Source organism: Membranihabitans marinus (assembly GCF_021729155.1).
GTDB lineage: Bacteria > Bacteroidota > Bacteroidia > Chitinophagales > Saprospiraceae > Membranihabitans > Membranihabitans marinus.
Genome location: NZ_JAJQYA010000014.1, coordinates 22,241 through 44,665, shown reverse-complemented (window position 1 = coordinate 44,665; position 22,425 = coordinate 22,241). Strand labels below are relative to the sequence as shown.

Genomic DNA, 22,425 nt, shown 5'->3' with positions numbered 1-22,425 from the left:
GAATAGAAAATCAAATGAGTTAAATAGCAATTTTTAAAATCTTTATAGTTTGGACTTTTTAAAATTTATTAAAGAATTGTACAGACTCTTCTATAAATTCATCCTCATAAAAGGGGTTTTTCTTCGCACAATTGGTTTTTAGGCGATTGATATCCTCCGAGGTATATTGGAATACTTTTTCTAAGGAACGAGATATGGTAGTTATCTTATTATCCTGAATTAATATTCCGTTTTCCCCATTCTTAATGTATTTTGACAAATCACCGGTATTGTTGGTGAATATGGGAACCCCCATTTCAAATGCTTCTTTTACCTTGGTAGGAAACCCATATCGACTCACTCGATTGTCCGGTCGAATAAATATTGAAAAATCTCCTTGACTAATGAATTTTATGGTTTCATTGTGGGGAAGTCTACCTAAAAAGCGAATGGAATTCTTGCATTTCTCTATAGCAGACTTTAAGGATGCATCATTTTGTAAAGCGGTTTCCTTATCGATTCCAATGATGGTAAATTCATAATTTTGATATCTATCGTGTAATTTTTCAAAGGCTTTAATGACAAAGTTTATATTTTCCTTGCTAAATTTTCTACCAGGGTAGCCGGCATAGGTAAATTTAATTACATTATTCTTTTTATTGACATTATTCCTTTTACCACTTTTAATGCTAGATACCTGTGGTAATGCTATAATATTGTGATTTGAAAAATTTTTTCTCATGGCATCGACAGCCACTATAGCATTCTTACATTTAGGGGAAATCCTTTTAATTCGCCAATTCGTCAACCACATCCGCAATATTTTCTGTAAGCTTACTTTCCCATCGATTAAATACCATTCTGTAATATCAGGGATTAACACGATGTCTTCTTTTTTACAGTATTGATATAGATTATAAAACGCTAGCGGGGCGTAGTTGTAGGCAATAATGGCTTTAAGATTTTCTTTCCCGATTTCCTCGACTTTGGCAATGATTGGAGTGATTTCACGGTCTCTTTTTATTTTATCTCCATTAATCAGTGAATAGTCCCAATATTTTAAATTGTTATCGATCTTAATTTTATCGACTATTAGTCCCCCTATATGAATGGTATAATTGAGTCGTGAAAATAAATGAGCAATATCTCTAACTCGAATAGCGGAAGCATTTTGATCTGGTAGTCTAAAACCTCCTACATAAATAATTTGATCTTTATTCATGATTTTCAATTATTTGTTCGAGACGATTTATTTTTAAGTTATCGTCTTTGATGATTGCTGGTAAGATATCATTTGTCAATTGTTTGATCAATGTTTGATCTATAAGGAGTTTTCTAAGCCCCTCTATAATGGCTTCTTTATTATTTTCAACAATTAAGCCGTTGACTCCATCGGTGATTTGTTCGTGAATGCCAGAAAATTCGGTGGCGATCACCGGTCTGCCCATAACCTTGGCCTCGTTTACCGCCCCACATAATCCTTCGTACTGAGACAAGGTGGCGGAAATGTCGGCATAGTAGTAAAAGGGATAGGGATTGGATTGGGGACCGAGGAGGATAAAACTTTTCTCAATACCGAGAGATTTTATTTTTTCGGTAATTAGTGCTCGGTCTTTGCCTTCTCCTACGAGAAACCAAAGATGGTTATATCCTTTCTCTAATAATGCTGCATGAACCTCAGCCATTCTGATGAGTCCTTTCGCGGAATCACTTAAACGCCCTACGGAGACTATTTTGGTAAGATTTCCGTAGGATAAATAGGGATTGGCTTGATTTTTTATGGCTGCCAACATCTTGTCAGAATTCAATAAATTGTGAATGACCAGCGCTTTTTCTTCCAGCATAGGGAATTGCCGAATTAAGGCTGCCTTACTTTCCTGAGCCACACAGACATAGTAGTCTATCTCATCATGGTATTGACCGATAGACTGCGCTATCTTTTCTGGATTGTGAATCTTACTAATGTCATTTCTAATCATATGAATTCTGACATTACACTTAATATGTTGCGTAACTATCTTGGGGGATAGTCCCTGTAGAGATACTATGGCCGCTTGAAAGTGGATATGGCGCAATTGTCTGAGTCGGAATTTTTCAATGATTTTACTGTATAGATATAGAAAGGCATCAAAAGTGTATTTTATTTTTTCTATAAGGGTTTTGGCCGATTTAAATTTATTGCCATAGGGCTTGGGCTTGAGATGTATTATATTGACCCTTGGGTCAATAAAAGATTCAAAATCTCCCCCGCCAGCATTGAGCAATAAGGTGACCTGCCAACCTCGATCACAAAGAGCCTTCATCAATTTGGCTGTCGATCGTTCGGCACCCCCAGTATTAAAGATGGAATAATGAAATAGTACGGTTTTAGTCGATTTTATGGACATGGATCTTTAATTTGGTTTTTAGATCTCAACTGAATATTATCTTTTATCGATCCTGCGTAATTTTCATTATAAGCATTAGTTGGCATTAGATTATCGGTGATTTGGTTATTTACACTTTCGATAAGGACTAATCCATAGCGCAATTTTTTTTCTTCAATTAAATTATTGTTTGAAATTATACTATTCTTAGTATATTTTAACATTATTGCCATATCACTTTTTCGACCACAATTCTTAAGGAGATTTCTTGAAATTTGGGTGCATTCAGTTCCTTGTATCTCTATTCCTTCTTCTTGGGCATTTTCTATGTAATTGTCGGTAATTAACGCCTTCTCAGCAGTTATAAAAATGGCCCGGCCCCCGGTATTGTTGCGCAAGGTATTGTGCTGGATGACGGCATTTGCTGTATTGACTAAATTAATACCGCCGTAGCCGCCTTCGATCTTGCAGTTTTTTACGGTGACATTCTTGGCCTGTTCTGCATAGATGCTGGCTCCGTTGTCTATAAAGGTGCAGTTGTCGATCGTTGTACCCTCGATTTCAGACAGCTCGTATTTTCTAAGATAATAGTCTTTGGAAGCCGACAATAAGGTGACGGGATTGGCTCCGTAATTATAAGATAGAGTAATATGGTCTTTGTCGACGACTTCATAGACTCTGAAGGTATATCGATGGTTATTGACCATTTTCTCTTCCGTCTTACGCAATGCGCGCAACATAACAAGGTCGTGTACTTTTAATCCATGGTTTGGAGCATGGATTTGATTGGTTTTTAAGTCAACGGATGTAATGGATACTTTACTCGTTCCCGTCCCGGCCAAGTCGATATTAATGCCCATTTTATTTTTAGTAAAGTTGCAACTTGAAATTAAGGACTTGTTTGCTTTTGCAATTACAATTCCAGCTTGCTCTGTATGGTTGGTAAATCTACAGTTTTTAATTATGGTGTTCTCTACCGTGGTATTTTCATTTTCTTCTAAGTCGATGCCAGCTGCCGGTGGGGCTCCGTGCGTATTGTCGATATGACAGTCTATAATCTGTGTACCAATGGCATCGACTACTGAGATGCCTTGACGCTTCATATTGGAGATCTTACAGCCTTGAATTACGTGGTCTTGTCCCGTACCCGTCGTAGTTCCCGTACCGATATAGATACCGTCCTTGCCCGTACCGTCTAATATCAGGTCTTGGATGATGCATTTGCGTCCACCCAATAGGTAGATCATAGATCTCTGGGAGTCTCTTCGCTGTATAAGTTTGGCTCCATTGCCTTTGATTATGGTGTTTTCGATATCGTCGAATAGAAATATTCCGCCAATGTCGTCGATGGATTGTATAACGATGGCTGGGCTCAATTCAATGACGGTATTAGAGGGTAAGGGAAGTCGCTGATTAATGCGATAGGGCTGTCTGTCTGCTTTGGGCATGATCATTACCTTATTGTTTTTGGCCTGATGAATCATTTGATAAAGGGTGGCTGTATCTTTATTATAAGAATCATCTACCACGGTTAGTGGTGTGTAACAAGATACACAGATGGCGAGGATGAGGATTTTTATATAAGTCATATTATTTATAGTATTGGAGCAATTGTATCCATAGGATGCTTAATCGATACTTCCATTGCTGGATGGAATTTCCGCCGTATATTTTTTGGAAGGAACGTCGAATAATAGGATCTTCTTCTGGCAATTCCAAATGAAAAGGACTGGGTTCTGAGGAGATAGCACTGTTAAAGTGAGCGTATGTTTGGGCTTCGGAAGTATTGGAATGGGTGCCCGATCCGTCCCAGCCTATGTGTTTTAGTCTGGAAATTCGAGGATAAATGGTCATTAGTCCTGAGTTAAATTGGTGAAAACCAAATTTAATCGACCATGAAGTAGAATTCATCTGGATTTGCCGATGGAGTCGCTTAACTCGATCGAGGCCGTAATTTCCAAAAGCCCATTGTTGGGGTAAATTGAGTCGAAAGGCTTGATACTGACGACAATCCCAATCCACAGTCGACCATCGATTACGCCAAGTTCCCCATCCTAGAGAAGAATTTCTATTGGCAATATAAACGTCTTTACTAAATTGTTTTTCGAGGTTGGGGATGGGAGAATATCCGGTGACTGAACCAATATTGGTCTTATCTCGATAATAAATTAAACACTGGTTAATGAAACTTAAAAAATCGACGGCCGTTATTAAATCGTCTTCTAGGACAATGACTTTGTCGTATTGATTAAAAACTTGACTAACGCCGTCTTTAATAGATTGAGCTAAGCCTTTATTGATCGGTGACTCAACAATAATTACCTCCTTAAAGAGATCTTTATTTTTAACCTTGTTGATGAGTTGTCGGACTTCATTTACTTTATTCTCTTGAGCCATGGATTTTGGCCCATCGCTAAAAATATAGAGAATACTATCTTTGGCTAAGTGATTCTTGGCCAAGGCCTCTATCGTCTGCCTACTATGGTCGGGACGATTGTATACAAATAAAATAATGGGGGCTAATATCATATTGGAATTTATTCTAAAATTTGTCGATAACAATGGAGGAGTAGGGCTTTATTCCCTTCTCTATCATGGGTGAGGTTGGCCTTTTGTTGTCCAGCTAGGGATAATTGTTTCGCCAATTCCGGTTGGTTAAATATCCGATGAATTTGATAGGCCAACATGGCGGCATCGTTGCTTCGATAGTAAAGGGCTTCTGTTTCGTTGTCTGCCATAGATTGTATTCCGCCATTGTAACTCACTACGCAGGGCGTGCCTATCATCATGGCTTCGCCTAGTGTATTGGGACTGTTCTCGATAATGGAAGGCAGGACGTAGACATGGGACTTCTGCAAGTAGGACGCCATTTCCGTCTGGTTCAACAGTCCGGTAAAGCTTACATGGTCTTCGAGGTTTAATTTTTTAATCAATCTCAATAAATAGGCGGGATAGCCCCAGATTTTCTTCCAATCTTTAAAACTTTTGGCGTAGGGTTTTTCGCCCGCAATATGTAGTGTAATGTTGGGATATTTTTTCTTTAAAATCGAAAGGGCCTCTATCACAAAGTGGGCCCCTTTTCGAGCTATTTGTGCATTGCCCATAAATAAGGTATAGGGTTGAGTCTTTTCCAACTTCCATTTCTCGGCTTCATAGAAGGCCGGTCTCAATGTTCGCGGGCAGTGAAAGTACTGCGCTTGAGGATTGAGGGCAAAGGCATGACTTTTGTCCCAGATTGTTCGACCTAAGATATAATTTGTATTAGCTATGATTTTTAATTCAGCATTTATTCGTCTTTTTAGGATAATATTTTTATTTATGAAATTTAATAGTGTAAATATTACGTCTTTTATATAATTGGTATTTAAGGTATCAACTTGTCCCATTTCATATTTATTAATTACAGAGATCAATCCTTGAATTGAAACCAATTTTGACCCTTTATAATATTTTAAAAATCTCCATTTAAATGCCATCTCTGAACCCTCGATATGGATTAAATCGGGTTGAAAGCGATGGAGGACTTCTTCTACATCGGCTTGGAGACAATCTCTTTTATCCTTGGGATTTTGAGGAATTAAAAAATACGTAACTTCTGATACACGGTATTCTGCCAAAGTTTTTTCACCCAGACAGACGATTCCTAATTCTAAATCTCCTTCTTGTTTCAAGCTGTTAATGGTTTCATGGACCCATCCACCAAAGACGGATGGAGATAGACCGAGGTGTGTGGATAGGTCGGGTTGGATCTGATTGACAATCCAAAGGATTTTAAATTTTTTTAATGTCATTATGTTGAATATTATCTTGTGTAAGTATTATAGTTAATGGGTATAAAATAAATAGGATAGGAGCAAAATTAAAGACTGCATTATTTAATCCAAATATTAACAATATTGCAATTCCTATAGCAAGTGATAATTTCCCTTTTTTTTCATATCTATAATACTGTAAAACTTGCCAAAATATTATTGTTAGGAATAGTATTCCGCCACCTACCCCAAATTGAGCAAAATGGTCTAATATCATTGAATGTTTACCTAAATCGGCTTTGGATAGTGTCCCAAATATAGGGTTGTGTGAAAAATATTCAATACTTCTTAAATATCGTTCAACTCTATCGGCTAAAGTGCCAGATACCTCGCTAGATTGCAAGCTGACGTTAATATCACGTATTTTTGCATAATAATTAGTTCCAAATGTTAATTCGAGTAATTGGAAATAGTATCGATTAATCAAATAGGGAATACTTATCCCAATCGTTGTCATTAGTACTATAATAATTGAGTTAATTATTATTTTGTTTTTATTGAAAAAAAATAGAATGGTAATTATTGTTGAAATTGATATTATAGCGATGCTATAACCAGATAACAGGATAACGATTGAACTAATTGCAATATTCAGTAGTATACTTGCTATTAGGTATTTACTATGGTTAAGTGGTTTAAGCTTTTCTCTGTTTAAATATAAAATTATAAGACAAGGAAGTAAAAAAACCATGCTATAGGCAAAGCCGTAACCGCCTACGCCGGAAAGGGCCAATTCCTTGGCCGCTCCACTGGACCGGACAATGGTGCGCATGACTTTGGGATCTTGCCATAGAGCGTAAAGTGATCGTAGCGACCATAGGGGATAGCTCAGTAAAATCGTCCACAATATGGGGACGAGGTCATAGACAGAACGCTTAAAATGACCTTGTTGAAAGACTAAAAAAAGTAAGAGGATGTAGATCTGGATATTTTGGACAATGGTGATGCCGTCGTCGACAAAGATCTCGAGGATAGATATATAGGCCAGATAAAAGAAGACCGCTATGCTGGGGTAGGTTGGGTATTTAATAATATTTCTTTGCTGTTGGGTTTCAATGATCAACCACAGCATTAATGCCATAATGGCCAAGAGTCGAAAGACCAAAGCATAGCCCAAGGGCGGAGCCGTACACCATAATGATATATAGATGAGGCAGGCTACTTGAATCTTGGTCCCTGTAATGTTAAAAGGCAAGGCTATTAGTTGTAGTATTGGATATACCATTGAACGAAGTCGTGTACACCGCGATCAATGGAGGTTTGAGGTTTATACTGAATTCGATCCGTCAATGGCTGAATGTCGGCATAGGTCGATACTACATCTCCGGGTTGAATATCTGTATATTCTTTAATGGCCTTGCGACCAATTTCTGCTTCTATGGCATCGATAAATTTGCTAAGTTGTACTGGCTGACTATTGCCAATATTGTATATGCGATAAGGTGCTGAAGAAGTCGCAGGATCTGGGTGTTGACCGTCCCAGTCTTTGTTGGGCTGAGCGGGTGCATCCATTAATCTGACTATACCTTCTACAATGTCGTCGATATAGGTAAAGTCTCTAGACATGGCTCCGTGATTGAATACTTGAATAGGTTTGCCCTCAATTATGGCCTTGGTAAAGAGGAATAATGCCATGTCAGGCCTTCCCCAAGGACCGTAAACGGTAAAGAATCGCAGTCCAGTGGTAGGAAGATTGAATAAGTGACTATAGGTATGGGCCATTAATTCATTGCTTTTCTTACTCGCTGCGTAGAGGGATATCGGATGGTTGACGGCGTCGGCAGTGGATAAGGGCATCTTTTCATTGAGGCCGTATACGCTGGAGCTACTGGCATAGACCAGATGTTGGATCTGATGATGTCTACTCGCCTCCAGTATATTGTTAAATCCAACAATATTACTCTGGATATAGGATGAAGGATTAATCAAGCTGTATCGAACCCCTGCCTGAGCAGCAAGATGACAGACTTGATCGAAGCCTGTATCCTCAAATAAATCATTAACCGCTGGGGCATTAGATAAATCTATTTGGATAAATTGATAATTGGGATATAGGTTACTAGGCAATAATTGTCCCTCTATTATTTGAGGTCTTTCAATCCCACATTGTTTCAGTCGATCGTATTTTAACTCTACATCGTAATAGTCATTGATATTGTCTAAGCCTATCACCTCATGGCCGGCCTTTAAAAGATGCAATACTACATGGTAGCCAATAAATCCTGCTGCGCCGGTGACTAATATTTTCATATAAGTGATTCTGATATTATTTTTTTAACAAAGAAAAATAGGCTGGATAGAATACCGCCTAGGATGAATCCCATTATGGTTTGAGTAATTGGACTTTTCTTACTTCCGGATATGGGGGGAAGGGGGCGGTCGATGACTTGAAAAATGGGCTTTTGATTGTCCAACATAAAGTTGGCCGTTTCATAGTTTTTCACTACTTCGGCATACATGATGGCCAGCACTTGATTTTCTCTATTCATTTTACTGAGTTGGGTCAAATCTTTGTTGAGATATACGCCCAGTGATCGATCTTGCATACTGGCCATATTTGTCTCCGTTCGGTTGAGCAGTAACTCAATAGAGTCTTTGCGTGATTTTAAGACATCAACCGTGGTTTTTTGTTTTTCAATGGATTTGTCGATATAAAATTTACTGAGATTGTCGTAGTGTAATTCCAAACACCGCTGGGTAATATCAGGGTCTTCTGCACTTCCCGTCATGGTGACAATAAAACTTTCGTCGTCGAAGGAAATTTGAACAACCCCAGGTGTTTTGGCCTGATCTTTTAGGATTAAGCAGCCATAGAGTGCCTTTAAGGCTTTGTTGACATTGATCTCATCTTCTGACTGAACCTTGGTTGGAATATAATAATTTCGTAGTTCTTCATTTTCCTTCCATTTCTCGTGGAGGTTGAAATGATCAATTAAGAAATTAGCTAATCGATCCGTTTTTCCCTCTATTTCTGTGGAATCGAGGAGGGTTGCATTCACTATGTTTTGGGATTTGGCAAGGGATACTAGGCGCTCAAAGTTGAGGGTGTTGGAATTGCCCAGGCCCAGTCCCAATTGACTGAGGACAGATGTTGCTGAGGATGTAGATCCACCTTCGTCTTCATTGACCATAAAGGTGAGTTGACTGGTGAATATTTTAGGTTGCATATAAGCGTAAACCCCCATAGCTAAGCCCAATAGAATAGTAAATAGTAAAATATATTTTCTTTGATCCCAGATGTAGAGGGCAAATTCTCGAACCTTGAATATAAGTTCCTTTAAGGTTATCTCGTGGTCCATATTTTCGTTTGCTGCCATATAATGGTTTAAATTTTTAGAGCAAATGGGTGTTTGAGGTGAAGATACTATATTAATATTTCACATTGATTTGGTATCATGAGATATACAATGCGTTTATTATTCTGATGTAGCAAGGTAAAGGGTTATAAAACAGTTTTGCTTAATATTTGACACGGCTTCGCCCTTGATGTGTCCAGCCATCTTACCTATTGTTAAGTTATATGTTTATCTTCCTTATTGAGGATATAGTGGCCTCAATAAGTTTTTATCAATATCGATATTCAGCTGCATGCCCATGGAATGCAATTGAACCGTAAAATATTTTTTATTGACTTGTTCCATCAATATCCCTTGGACCCCAGTGAGGGATCCACCAATAACCTCTACTTTTTTCCCAGGCAGTAGACTGAGTTCCTCTACCTTAACGGGTAAAAGGTCACCGGCAATACGCTTTAAAGTATTGATTTCGGCCTCGGGAATAGAGATTAAGTCTTTCCCATTTTTTAAAAATCCCAAGACGTAATTGGTCTGCAAGACCTTTAAATAGGACTGCCGATCGATATGTACAAATACGTATTGGTGAATTAGGGGCTGTTGAATCATTCTTCTTTTCTGCCCATATTGACGACTCAAGGTCTGCAGTGGAAGATAAGCCTCAATGCCTTTTTTCTGCAATTGGTCGACAATGTATTTTTCCGTCTTATACTTGGTGCGTACGGCAAACCATTTACAACAAGTATTGGATAGGTGATTAATATGGCTTATGGGCAATCTACTCATGTCCTTGTTCCCAGATTAATAAAAAATCTTCTTTATTTCTTTTGTCCATAAAACCCAAAGCTTCCTGGGGTTCTAGAATTAGATATCTGACCTTGCGCTGGATAATTTTTTCGACTTTGGAGATTAAGTGTATTAAATAAACTTCATCAACAGCGCCGATCAATAAGATGTCGATAATGTCGCTGTCTCTGCCCTTGGCAAATTCTCCCAAAACATAGACTTGATTGACCGAGCCCAATTTTTTAACGACATTGGAAATAATCTTATCAATGCCCACTTGTTTGCGGACAATATTATTAATTTCTTTAAAAAGGGGGTGTTGGGTGTTGGCTTGAAATATTTTTTTGTTGCCCTCAAAGAAAGAGGATAGTAGACCAGCACTTTCCAAACGATTGAGCTCTTTTCTAATTCCATTGGACGATTCCTCAAATTCCGATTCCAAGGAACGGAGATAGGAGGAGGTATTGCTGTTGAGAAAAAATTTCAATAACAGCTTAATACGTGTTTTTGATGAAATGAGTGCTTCTATCATCTGTTTCTTATATGGGTACTAAAAGTACTCGATTTATACTAAAACGGAATAATTTTAACGTTTATTTTGAGGCTGAAAATAAAATCAAAAATTAGTTAGACTGAGGGATTATGTTAAATCGGTGTGGAGTCCACATTCCGTTTTATTTTGACCCTGCCATCGACCTTCACGGCCCATTTCGTCGATCCACGATACAGTACAGGGAACACAGCCGATAGATTTATAGCCAGCATCGTGTAGGGGGTGTTTGGGCAAATCAAAGGCATGAATGTAGTCGTATATCATCTTAGAAGTCCAATACAACATGGGATGGTAGCGAATAATGCCGTTGTTGGTTTCCATGACGGGTTCAAATTTGGCCCGAACCTTGGATTGGTCGGCTCGCACCCCATTGATCCATACATCGTATTCTTTGAGTACGCGATCCATAGGCATGACCTTATTTAGATGACAGCAATAGTTGGTGTCGGAGTTGTAGTAAAACAGACCAGTACTGTCCATTTGTTGGGAATGGGGAATATCTGATCTTTCTATCCGTACATTGAGTCCCATTTTCTCAATTAAAGTATCGCGAAAGGCAATGGTCTCGGGAAATAAAAAGCCGGTTTCCAAAAACACTACTTCGATATTGCGATCGTACATGGACAATATATGTAATAAGGGCACAGACTGGGTCTGAAAAGAAGAACTACAGACCATGGAACGGTGGTGGGCCTGAAATGTGGCCAGTTGATTGTGTACCGATTCAATGAGTTGTCTAAAGGCTTCTTGCTTGGTCAACATAATGATATAATTTACTTTAGGTTTTTAACTAACACTATAGTGGTCACTAATGTTGACAAAATAGTGGTCGTAGTCAATGTGGTCTGGAGAACCTGTCCCCAATCTACTTCTTTGCGTTCTCCTTTTACCTTTTCTGGTTTCATATTCATCAGTACCAAACTGCCCGAGGTCACGGTGGGGTATTTTCTAAAGATCCACAATCCCTTTGTCCCTGTTATTTTGCCATTGGGGTAGATGACTTTTAGGGATTTGCGATCTGCCTTGGAGGCAAACCCCCCGGCGTAGTTGCGCACATACCAAGCCGCACTCCTGTGGCCGTCAAAGTTTACATTTATTTTTTCCCTGCTCAGTCCGGCCTCGTTGATAAGTGATTGACTTCGGGTAGCTGTCAAGTCGATGGCCACAAGATTTTCTCGTTTGGGGATGTGAATAATGTCGCCTTTCCGCAGGATAATATTGGAGTTGTGGTGTTTATTGGACATGACCTTATGGAGTGAAATCACGACATCTCCCGTAATATTGCCATCGGTACGGATGAGGGTGGCGGCTTCCGGGAAGGCATCACCCAATAGTCCACCTGCTCTGCGAATCAATTGATCGAGTCGTTCCGGTCGCTGTTCGAGAACATAGGGGCCGGGGTATTTAACTTGGCCAGTGATTTCAACCAATTCCTGATAGCGGAAATCCGGTATGGTTCGGATAATGACGATATCGAAGGGTTCTAGTTGAAAGTTTTTGTCTTCGGCATCGACTAATTCCCCCGATGTATCTAGGGCTATGGTTTTGACCAAGGTTTTTGGACTTTCGCTGCCATTGAATTGGAGGCGAAATACTTCTACTCTTCTCGGGTTGGCACTGAATTCCAAACCTCCAGCCATTAAAAGGGCATCCTTAAGGGATAGGGAAGGGTCGTAGACGTAGTTGCCCGGGATTTTTACCGAACCCACGATTCGAATATCGAATTGATCCTTGTAGGTCTCTGAATTGTATATTCTGATTTCATCCCCCGGCTGTAGATCGAAGGTCTCGTTGCCGGATAGAATGGCGTCGACATCGATCATTTCGTATTGTCGAATGAGGGGATCTTCGATATCTTTTCGTACGACCATACCATATCTATTGGCTTGGGGTAGGAGTCCTCCGGCATCGATGATGATGTCTTGAAAAGTCAGGGACTCATCGTAGACAAAAGTCTGGGGATTGCGGACCATACCCACGATGCTGACATCGTATTGTTCTTCGTAATATTCCACGTTATAGGCCTGGATTTGGTCTCCCGGTTGCAAAACGAGGTTGGCATTGGAGGTAGGAGAACTGATTGCAGCATTGAGATCTAGTGGTATATATTCAATGTCTAGATTGTTGTATATAGATCGTCTGGACAATAGTCCCTTTCCTGTGGCATTGGGCAATAGTCCTCCAGCCATTTCGATAAAATCGGAGAGCCGGATGTTGGATTGACCATCAAAGGATTCGGTAATCGGATGACGAACGGCACCAGATATAGATATGGCTCTGGTCTCATCCATAAATCGACCGAGGCTATAGATATTGATCCGGTCTTTGGCCTGAAGGAGGATGTCGGCTTCTTGTCCAGCTAATATGGCATTGGGATTGAAATAGATCAATTGGGCAGATCCATTGTTTTTGGTTCGAATTAAATAAGCAAAATCTCTGCGCGCATATTCTGCAAACTGTGCTTTTTCCAATACGGTAGACAAATAGGTGTTTGCCGTACTGGCGTAATTGCCGGGAAATAATACGGCCCCATCTATACTGACAAATGATTTTAGTTCATTGGCTTGGGTCTTAATGGATATGTTGTCCCCATCTTGGAGGTTGTAGTCTGCATTGGATTCCAAAAGTTGACCGAGGTCGAGCTCGAGAAGTTGTCGTTGATTTTCACCCTGGCGATTGATGGTGATGAGGTCGGTATAGGCATTGGACAGTAGTCCTCCGGTGAGTTTGATCAATGCTTGTAGACCTTCGTCTTCCTTCAATTCGTAGCGCATGGGGCGTTTTACTCCACCAGATATACTGACGATCTTTTTGCTAAAAGGCACATATATGAGGTCGCCGTTGTCGATGGGATAGTCAAACCGAGTAAGGGGATCAGATAAATACTGGTAGACATCGAGTTCATGGGTTTCTCCATTTTCTTTAACTAAGCGAATTTTACGGATGGATCCATTGGCCTTCGGACCACCACATGCTACCAGTGCATTGAAGGCGGTATTGAGGGCGGAAATGGTATATGATCCGGGTTGGGGAACTTCTCCAAATATGCTTATGGTCACGGTTCGAGCCGTGCTTAGGACGACGGAAAACTGTTCGGGAGTAAAGGAATAGCGCTGGCTAAATCGATTTCGAATTAGGGTGCGCGCTTGTTCAATAGACAGACCTTTTAAGAATATTTTGCCCATTTGACTGGGTTGGATATAGCCATCCTTGCCAATGACGTATTGGAAGTCTGCCTGTGACCGGCCGAAGATGGATATTTTTAATTCGTCACCGGTACCCAATATATAGTTGGGCGGGGTAGGGATATCATCGGTATTTCGGTATAGAGCTAGGTTGGCGTTTGTAAAGATATCGTGTCCGTAGATCTGCGATGGATCGGATTGAGCCGAGGCAATAAAATCCGATTTGGCTTCAGATATCACTTCTTCTACACTGGCATTTTCCTCCTTTTCTTGAAGGTCGGCCTTTATTTTTTCATTGGGACTGGTTGTACCCGGTATTTGACCTATGGCTTCTTCCGGCGAATCTGGTATGGGTTGGGCGATGACTTCAGTAGTTTGATCGGCGGCTTGGGCCGCTTTTTCGCTTTCCATTTCGTCGATCACTTCTTTGAGTGCCGCTTCTAGTGCTGGCATTTGTTCTGGACTGATATTGTTGACGTCGAATCCCTTAGCCTGTAATCGCTGTTGCACTTCGGCTTCGTCTAAACCACGGGAAGCCAATTCTTGTTTGGCCATTTGTTCCGTAGCTAGGGGCACTGGGTTTTGAGCCATGCCGGACCGACACAATACAGAGAAGAATAAGATGATCAATATTTGGTAAAAATTTCGAATCATATGGATAGGTCTTTCTGCACAGTGGGAGAATAATTTCGATACGAGCCATCCATGATGTTTTGCAGCCAGGTTTCATTGTTGAGGTACCAGTCGATGGTCAGTTCAATGCCTTGCTCGAATTGCAGAGAAGGCAACCAATCCAATTCGCGTTGCATCTTGGATGCGTCGATGGCGTATCTCAAGTCGTGGCCGGCTCTATCGGTGACAAAGGAGATCAGAGATCTCGATTGACCGGGCTTGCGGTCGAGTTTTTGATCCATTAGGTCACAGAGTAGGTGAATGAGGTCGATGTTGGTCCATTCGTTGTGGCCGCCGATGTTGTAGGTTTCTCCAATCTTTCCGCGATGCAATATGGTGTCAATGGCTCGAGCATGATCTTCCACATAGAGCCAATCTCGTACATTCTCGCCTTTGCCATAAACGGGAAGGGCCAGATTGTTTTTGATATTGTGAATAAAGAGAGGAATTAATTTTTCCGGAAATTGATGAGATCCATAATTGTTGGAACAATTGGATACTACGACGGGTAGTTTGAAAGTGTGGTACCACGCTCTCACCAGGTGATCGGCACTGGCCTTGGAAGCAGAATAAGGACTGCGGGGGTCATAGGCCGTATCTTCGGTAAACATGGTATTGTCCATTTCAAGGGCGCCGTATACCTCATCGGTAGATACTTGATAAAATAAATGGTCTTGACGCGAAGTCGTATCCCAGTATTCTTTGGCCGCCTGCAATAGATTGGCGGTGCCGAGGATATTGGTGTTTAAGAAGACCAGTGGATTGGATATAGAACGATCAACATGGGATTCTGCGGCCAAGTGGATAATGTGGCTGATGTCGCAATCTTTGATGGTCTGTCGCATAAGGTCTAGATCACAGATGTCGCGTTGTAAAAAAGTGTAATTATCCTTTCCCTCTATATCGGTTATGTTGTATAGATTGCCGGCGTAGGTTAAGGCATCGAGGTTGTAGATGTGGTATTCGGGATATTTATTGACCAATAGCCGAACCACATGGGATCCTATAAAGCCTGCTCCTCCGGTAATTAATATGTTTTTCTTCGTATCCAAGGTATAATGTAATTAAATGAGTATTATATATTTATTTATAAGCCAAAGCTATTTAATTTTTATCAATCTATTGATACTAGGTTTCGTTATGGCTTTGTAAAGAACTACCTAATTAACGGATTTATTTTATACTATCCAAATATTGTCCATAGCCACTTTTCTTTAAAGGTTCTGCCAATGCGGACAACTGATTTTTATCGATAAATCCCATGCGAAAGGCGATTTCTTCGATACATCCTATTTTGTGATTTTGTCGTTTTTCGATGACGCGTACAAATTCTGATGCATCGTGAAGGGATTCAAAGGTGCCGGTATCCAGCCAAGCCGTACCTCTAGTCATCATGGCCACTTGAAGTTTGCCCATTTCCAAATAGGCTTTGTTGACATCGGTGATTTCGTATTCCCCTCTACTGGAGGGTTTAAGGTTTTTGGCGATTTCTACTACACGATTGTCGTAGAAATACAGACCGGGAACGGCATAATTGGATTTGGGTTTTTGGGGTTTTTCCTCTATAGAAATGACTTTGTGATTGTCGTCAAATTCTACTACGCCGTAGCGTTCAGGGTCTTTGACCCCATAGGCAAAAACAAATCCACCATTTACATCCCTACAGGATTGGAGTAAACGACTGAGACCATTTCCATAAAATATATTGTCTCCCAAGATGAGTGCGACAGGGTCTTGTCCGATAAAGTCGGCTCCAATAACGAAGGCTTGAGCCAATCCATTGGGCACTTCTTGTGCGGCGTATTCAAACTTACAACCCAGTGATTGGCCATCTCCCAATAACCGTTGGAAGGAGGATTGGTCTTCCGGTGTGGTGATGATGAGGATCTCCCGAATGCCGGCCAACATAAGGATGGACAGGGGATAATATATCATAGGTTTGTCGTAAATAGGCATTAATTGCTTCGAGATAGCTTTGGTTATCGGATAGAGCCGAGTACCTGATCCACCGGCCAATATGATTCCTTTCATTGCTTAGGTTGTTTGATTTGTACGAAGATAATATTTCTATTTTGACCAAAGATAAAATGCTTAATTATACTCAGTGAATTCAAGGTTAACGACTATGGTTAATTACTCTTTTTTTCAAAGTTAGCATCATAAAATGCATGGAGTATTAGTCTTGTGAAAACGATATTTTAGGCAATAGTTTCCTGGCTTTTAGGTGTAGAATTGCGGTGAATAGAATGGTCGTCATAATGAGGATGAAAAATAGAAGATTTATATTGAGATGTTGAAGCATGAGGGTCAGATAGATGATAAAGGCATTGAATAGGGTTAGGGTGACGGCAGCTTCCATGTGGGAAAGGCCGGCGTCGATGGCCAAATGATGGATGTGGAGTCGATCTGCAGAAAAGGGTGACCGACCTCGGATAATGCGAATAGAAAATACTCTTAAGGTATCAAATATAGGCAATGAAAGTATGCTGATGGCCACTACTGGTGAATTTTGAATAAAAAATCTCGATTGGTCAAGTGTTTTATTGATTTCGATAAATTCCAAAGCCAGAATAGCAGAGATCAATCCGATAAAGAGGGCTCCGGTATCTCCCATAAATATTTTGGCCGGTGTCATATTGTAGTATAAGAAGGCAAAGCAGGCTCCAGTGGTAGCAAAGGATATAAGGGATAGTGCGTGCTGATCTACTAAGAAAAACCAAGCGGAAAAGAAGGTCGTAATTAAGATGGTGACCAAAGCGGTAAATCCATTGATGCCGTCGATGAGGTTAAAGGCATTGATAATCATAAGGATGGTGGTGATACTGACGATATAGCTCAGCCATAATGGTATTTCATAGATGCCGAATAATCCGTGGAAACTGGTAATATTGATTTTGGAGAAAAACACTAAGATGAGGGAAGCTAGGAGTTGTCCGGCGAATTTTCTCGATGGGCTCATGGGTAGGATGTCGTCCTTGACGCCGATTAGAAATATGATAATAAAGGAACATAGGATGTATTGGAGGTCGCCAAATAATTGGAATGGCGTCCAAAAGGCAATGGAGAACAGCACGCCGGCGAAGATGGCAATGCCTCCCAGTGAAGGGGTACGTTCGCTATGGCTGGTTCGCTCTCCGGGTTCATCCATGAGGTGTTTGACTCTAGCTACTCTTATAATAGAAGGTATGGCAAAGAAGGTAAGGACGAGTGAGGTAATAAAACTGAGTATAATATCGTACATAGAGACAATTTCTATAGAGAACCAATATCCATAGTTTTTTGGTATTGAGGTTCAACTTTTGTTTGAAATATTTTACTTCTCAAGGGGGGTAGGTGCAATATCGGGATTTTTTTTTGTAGATGTAAATTTTGTAGTGTAATGTTTGTGAAAATAAAGGAATTACATTGAGCTGCTATTTCTTGCCCTTTGTCTGAACAGGATTAATACCAAATACGTTTTATGATGTCGGTTAAGATTTTTGAATGACTGAATGTAGTTGCCCTTTAGGGCAACCAAAGGTCGTAAATCGACCTTTGATGAAGATGACCGAGCGAGGTTGCTCCTCAGAGCAACCAAATGTCCTTAATGGACATTTGGCGAGGGAACCGGAGCCACTGTGCTCCGGGTTGGGTGTCCGCGTTTCGGGTGGGTAAGCCGGCATAGCACCAGTACCGCTGTCTACATTACGTCTCTATTCAAAATAATTTAGATGCAATGCATTGCAACTCTACAATAAATCGAAATATAACCGACAATTATAAACGTATTTGGTATAAATAAAATAAAAGGATGGTCAAGATAATCTTTGAGGTCGCTGCACTGAGCGAAGTCGAAGTGAAGGATATAACTATTCCCAAACGTAGGGCTCCTTGTAATTTAATTTATACTTTTTTAAAAAAGTAATATATTCTTGTTTGAAGTTCATCTTTAAATGATGTTGCTCTAATGTCCCCCGCTGGCGGGACTGCCTGAAAGGCGGGGGTGGATATAATAGAATTGGTACCCGTAATAATTGTTCGAATGTCAGAAATCAAAATTTTAATAAATTATATTCCAATCACGCCTCGGTGAACGAGCAAAGTGGTCTGAACAGGATTGGTAAGATAGAATGATCGGCACGATAGCCTATGCAGCATTCCAATTAGGTGAGGCTAAGTTCTTGATTCGAAGTTTTATCGAAGTAGGACAAATCCTCCACAGGACTGATAATATTGAACAAGATGCTGTCTATGATTTGGGGCTCGTATGATCTTGAATATCACAACATCTTTTCCATCATGTTCTGACAACTAATACGACGAATGAAGTTGCTCTAATGTCCCCCGTTGGCGGGACTGCCTGAAAGGCGGGGGTGGATATAATAGAATTGGTACCCGTAATAATTGTTCGAATGTCAGAAATCAAAATTTTAATAAATTATATTCCAATCACGCCTCGGTGAACGAGCACAGTGGTCTGAACAGGATTAATAAGATAAAAGGATGGTCTAGATAATCTTTGAGGTCGCTGCACAGGACTTTGTAGAAGGTCTTGATCTTAAGTTTTATCGAAGTAGGACGAATCCTCCACAGAACTGATAAGAGAGAACAAGATGCTGTCTATGATTTGGGGCTCGTATGATCTTGAATATCATAACATGTTTTCCATCGTGTTTTGACAATTATACTTCGTATTTCGCTCGTTCACACGCCGGAGCCCTTTGTCTGAACAGGATTAATAAGATAGAATGATGGTCAAGATGATTTTTGAAGCCACCGAACAGATGGATGTCGAAGTAGAGCGAATACTCCACAGGACTGATAATATTGAACAAGATGCTGTCTATGATTTGGGGCTCGTATGATCTTGAATATCACAACATCTTTTCCATCATGTTCTGACAACTAATACGACGAATGAAGTTGCTCTAATGTCCCCCGTTGGCGGGACTGCCTGAAAGGCGGGGGTGGATAAAATAGAATTGGTACCCGTAATAATTGTTAGAATGTCAGAAATCAAAATTTTGATAAATTATATTCTTATCACGCCTCGGCACGGTGGCCTACCCACCCACGACACAGTGGTCGTGGTTCCCTCATCGTAGACCTATTTAAGGTCTACGGTTCTTCGAACTACATTCGGTCGTGTCGTCAAAATTAATTAGAAGATAACGCCTCCGTAATTCGCTTACGACATACGGTGCAACCACGCCGAAGCCCTTTGTCTGAACAGGATTAATAAGATAAAAGGATGGTCAAGATAATCTTTGAGGTCGCTGCACAGAACTTTGTAGAAGGTCTTGATCCTAAGTTTTATCGAAGTAGGACAAATCCTCCACAGGACTGATAATATTGAACAAGATGCTGTCTATGATTTGGGCTAGGATTATCTTGAATATCACAACATCTTTTCCATCGTGTTCTGACAATTCCGTAGAGACGCAATGCCTTGCGTCTAAATCTAATTTTCATAAATCGAAATTTTTATCCATTGATGCCAATAAAGATTATCATGAAATTTTATTAATATCACGCCGGACCGAACAAATGTACTTCGTATTATTTCCAGAGTTTCAACAGGGGCAATAAGAAGTGGGGGCGGGTAATCAGGTGTTGAAAGTAGGTGGATTCACTGCCTCCCATTCGTCGATTGAAGTCGGCCACGCCGGGGAGGGAGGAGCCACAGAGGTCGATATCGCATTGTCGTTGATGGCCTTGTTGAATAAGATGCCAGTACAGACCTTCCATAATGCCGGGTTGATTTTTCGAATAGTTTTTACCACCGGCCACGGCATATAGTATATGTTGGTGTTCTATGGCTATCATGGAGCCAAGAATACGATTGTCCACGTCCTTGATAATAAAGCCAATGATGTTGTCAAAAATATCGAACCACCGCTGTAATGTAGTGGATTGGAGTAGGGGAATGTATTGACGGTCGAAGCTTTCCTTCATTCCCGATAGCAATTCACGGGGATTGGATGTTGCTGTAATGGTGTAAGTATTTAAGGCTTTTCTAATCAAACTGCGTTTTCTCGGTTGGATGGCTTCCATGTAGTCGTCGAGGTTGGGTCGATAGACGATGGATTGGCGACGCTTGATGATTTGTTGACCCCAAGAAGGGGTAGTTAATGGTTGTAGTTGATTGATTTTGATCAATGATAGGTAGGGTATGGTTTTCATCAACTGCTGCAGGATGGCTGTTTCGGCTTTTTTATCAAATATGATGATGTCGTTGTAGGCGCTGTATGGGGCGGGATTTAGCCGATGAATTCCCAATTTGTGTTGATGGGTAAAAGGCCATGCGGCCAGTATTTTATCGTGGTCGTCGTATATAATATAGGCAGACCAGTTGGATTGACCCAGACTGGCATCCAGCCAAACTGGTTGTAAAAACAGATGTTTTTGTTGGATGGTTAGATTTCTATATATTTTTTGGTCTTTGGTGATATGCAAGACGATGATTTAGATTGAAATTTATAAAATTAATTGAAAAAATCAAATTTGATGATATTCTATTTTAGGGGGATATAAAATCGGGATATATCCAAGATTTAACTCCTAGTGGTTTTCATTAATCAGAGGTTTTACCCATTTGACATTATTCGGTATTCACCACGGAGGACACAAAGATGTACACTAAGGTCACAAAGGATTTGGTAAAAACCTAATTAAAGGACAAGTGATAAATCAAAATCTTGATAAATTGTATTCAAATCACGCCTCGGCATGGTGGCTAAAAACCTGACAAATTACGTTGCAGTCAAGCCGGAGCCCTTTGTCTGAACAGGATTAATACCAAATACGTTTTATGATGTCGGTTAAGATTTTGAAAGTATTTGAAGTTAGACGAGGCAAAAAACACAGGCATAGCCGTAGCTACGGTGAGTATTTTTAACGATGTAAAACTTCAAATAAATCGAAATATAACCGACAATTATAAACGTATTTGGTATAAATAAAATAAAAGGATGTTCAAGATAATCTTTGAGGTCGCTGCACTGAGCGAAGTCGAAGTGAAGGATATAACTATTCCCAAACGTAGGGCTCCTTGTAAATTAATTTATACTTTTTTAAAAAAGTAATATATTCTTGTTTGAAGTTCATCTTTGAATGATGTTGCTTCTGATTTTTTATGTAATCAATCGTATCTTTTATTTCATCTGGAGATACAGAAAAGGCTCCATATCCATCTTGCCAGTAAAAATTATCAAGAGATTTATATTTCGATTTAATCCATTTAGAAGAATTAGACTTTATTTTTTGAATGAAGCTCATTAAAGCCACCTTTTTTGATAACATGCATAAGATATGTATATGATCTATATGACCCCCTACTATTAATACAGGACACTCAAATTTGTTACAGAGTCCTCCTAAATAACGATGAAGTTCATTATCAAAAGGAGGTTTTATGAAAGGCTGTCTATGTTCGGTACTAAATATAATATGAACATAGTTTTTTACAAGCGATTGTCCCATATATTATGTCACCCTTTCAGGGTTTATTAATTGCAAACAAACTTTACGATGGAATGCTTCCATCGCTAACATATGTCGTCTCCTTCGGGACTTATCCTCTCAATATAAGATTATTGTTTAATTACAAGTGTCTATATGAAAACGAATGTAAAGAATTGTTTTATTGTGTATTATCAAAATTTTTCGATCAATGATTCAATCAGATTTTAAGTTTATTTTATTCTATGAAAAGGAAATTTATAGATATTAACAGTTCGTATTTATTCATAGAAAAGTCCTGAAAGGACGTAATATGTCAGGGCAGGACGAAGTCCTGTC

19 protein-coding genes are annotated in these 22,425 nt (G+C 40.0%); 1 reads left to right on the top strand and 18 read right to left on the bottom strand.

Features of this window, described 5'->3' with window-relative positions:
* Positions 1-58 precede the first annotated feature (58 nt).
* From LVD51_RS10560 to LVD51_RS10535, 6 genes are read right to left on the bottom strand one after another with little or no spacing between them, the layout of a single operon-like run.
* Entirely contained in the window at positions 59-1,201 is a 1,143-nt protein-coding gene (locus tag LVD51_RS10560) for a glycosyltransferase family 4 protein (protein WP_236971201.1), read from the bottom strand.
* Positions 1,194-2,366: a glycosyltransferase gene (locus LVD51_RS10555; RefSeq protein ID WP_236971200.1), complete on the bottom strand. Its 1,173-nt coding sequence runs from the start codon at positions 2,364-2,366 to the stop codon at positions 1,194-1,196. The genes LVD51_RS10560 and LVD51_RS10555 overlap by 8 nt, the downstream gene beginning before the upstream one ends.
* Positions 2,357-3,934, bottom strand: a complete 1,578-nt coding sequence (locus LVD51_RS10550) for a right-handed parallel beta-helix repeat-containing protein (RefSeq protein WP_236971199.1) — start codon at positions 3,932-3,934, stop codon at positions 2,357-2,359. The genes LVD51_RS10555 and LVD51_RS10550 overlap by 10 nt, the downstream gene beginning before the upstream one ends.
* Position 3,935: 1 nt before the next feature.
* Positions 3,936-4,874 carry a glycosyltransferase family protein gene (locus tag LVD51_RS10545; RefSeq protein WP_236971198.1) on the bottom strand — a complete coding sequence of 313 codons (939 nt, stop codon included), beginning with the start codon at positions 4,872-4,874 and terminating at the stop codon, positions 3,936-3,938.
* 8 nt (positions 4,875-4,882) lie between these two features.
* Positions 4,883-6,136: a glycosyltransferase family 4 protein gene (locus LVD51_RS10540; protein ID WP_236971197.1), complete on the bottom strand. Its 1,254-nt coding sequence runs from the start codon at positions 6,134-6,136 to the stop codon at positions 4,883-4,885.
* The gene (locus LVD51_RS10535) at positions 6,117-6,929 is read right to left on the bottom strand and encodes a hypothetical protein (RefSeq protein WP_236971196.1); all 813 of its coding nucleotides are present in this window, start codon (positions 6,927-6,929) and stop codon (positions 6,117-6,119) included. Before LVD51_RS10535 ends, LVD51_RS10540 begins: the two co-directional genes overlap by 20 nt.
* Before the next feature lie 159 nt (positions 6,930-7,088).
* Here LVD51_RS10535 and LVD51_RS10530 point away from each other — a divergent pair, with 159 nt between their 5' ends.
* Complete coding sequence (locus LVD51_RS10530; protein ID WP_236971195.1) at positions 7,089-7,232, top strand: hypothetical protein; 144 nt, start codon at positions 7,089-7,091, stop codon at positions 7,230-7,232.
* A gap of 125 nt (positions 7,233-7,357) precedes the next feature.
* Here LVD51_RS10530 and LVD51_RS10525 read toward each other — a convergent pair whose 3' ends face one another.
* The 12 genes from LVD51_RS10525 to tnpA all read right to left on the bottom strand — a co-directional run bounded on the left by LVD51_RS10525 (position 7,358) and on the right by tnpA (position 22,107).
* A complete protein-coding gene (locus LVD51_RS10525; RefSeq protein ID WP_236971194.1) occupies positions 7,358-8,407 on the bottom strand; it encodes an NAD-dependent epimerase in 1,050 nt (349 codons plus the stop codon).
* Positions 8,404-9,474, bottom strand: a complete 1,071-nt coding sequence (locus tag LVD51_RS10520; RefSeq protein WP_236971193.1) for a Wzz/FepE/Etk N-terminal domain-containing protein — start codon at positions 9,472-9,474, stop codon at positions 8,404-8,406. Before LVD51_RS10520 ends, LVD51_RS10525 begins: the two co-directional genes overlap by 4 nt.
* 216 nt (positions 9,475-9,690) lie before the next feature.
* Positions 9,691-10,236, bottom strand: coding sequence for a UpxY family transcription antiterminator (locus tag LVD51_RS10515; RefSeq protein ID WP_236971192.1), 546 nt, complete (start codon positions 10,234-10,236; stop codon positions 9,691-9,693).
* On the bottom strand, positions 10,229-10,768 hold the full coding sequence (locus LVD51_RS10510; RefSeq protein ID WP_236971191.1) for an ArsR family transcriptional regulator: 540 nt from the start codon (positions 10,766-10,768) through the stop codon (positions 10,229-10,231). The genes LVD51_RS10515 and LVD51_RS10510 overlap by 8 nt, the downstream gene beginning before the upstream one ends.
* A 108-nt stretch (positions 10,769-10,876) precedes the next feature.
* Positions 10,877-11,551 carry a phosphoadenylyl-sulfate reductase gene (locus LVD51_RS10505; protein WP_236971190.1) on the bottom strand — a complete coding sequence of 225 codons (675 nt, stop codon included), beginning with the start codon at positions 11,549-11,551 and terminating at the stop codon, positions 10,877-10,879.
* A gap of 11 nt (positions 11,552-11,562) precedes the next feature.
* Entirely contained in the window at positions 11,563-14,628 is a 3,066-nt protein-coding gene (locus tag LVD51_RS10500) for an SLBB domain-containing protein (RefSeq protein WP_236971189.1), read from the bottom strand.
* Entirely contained in the window at positions 14,625-15,698 is a 1,074-nt protein-coding gene (gene rfbB / locus LVD51_RS10495) for a dTDP-glucose 4,6-dehydratase (protein WP_236971188.1), read from the bottom strand. The genes LVD51_RS10500 and rfbB overlap by 4 nt, the downstream gene beginning before the upstream one ends.
* Positions 15,699-15,819: 121 nt before the next feature.
* Positions 15,820-16,677, bottom strand: a complete 858-nt coding sequence (gene rfbA, locus LVD51_RS10490; RefSeq protein ID WP_236971187.1) for a glucose-1-phosphate thymidylyltransferase RfbA — start codon at positions 16,675-16,677, stop codon at positions 15,820-15,822.
* A 145-nt stretch (positions 16,678-16,822) separates the two neighbouring features.
* The gene (locus LVD51_RS10485) at positions 16,823-17,887 is read right to left on the bottom strand and encodes a glycosyltransferase family 4 protein (protein WP_236971186.1); all 1,065 of its coding nucleotides are present in this window, start codon (positions 17,885-17,887) and stop codon (positions 16,823-16,825) included.
* Positions 17,888-19,938: 2,051 nt separating this feature from the next.
* Positions 19,939-20,097, bottom strand: a complete 159-nt coding sequence (locus LVD51_RS10480; protein WP_236971185.1) for a hypothetical protein — start codon at positions 20,095-20,097, stop codon at positions 19,939-19,941.
* Between the two features lie 87 nt (positions 20,098-20,184).
* Entirely contained in the window at positions 20,185-21,081 is an 897-nt protein-coding gene (locus tag LVD51_RS10475; RefSeq protein ID WP_236971184.1) for a hypothetical protein, read from the bottom strand.
* 573 nt (positions 21,082-21,654) lie between these two features.
* The gene (gene tnpA, locus LVD51_RS10470; RefSeq protein ID WP_236971183.1) at positions 21,655-22,107 is read right to left on the bottom strand and encodes an IS200/IS605 family transposase; all 453 of its coding nucleotides are present in this window, start codon (positions 22,105-22,107) and stop codon (positions 21,655-21,657) included.
* Positions 22,108-22,425 lie beyond the last annotated feature (318 nt).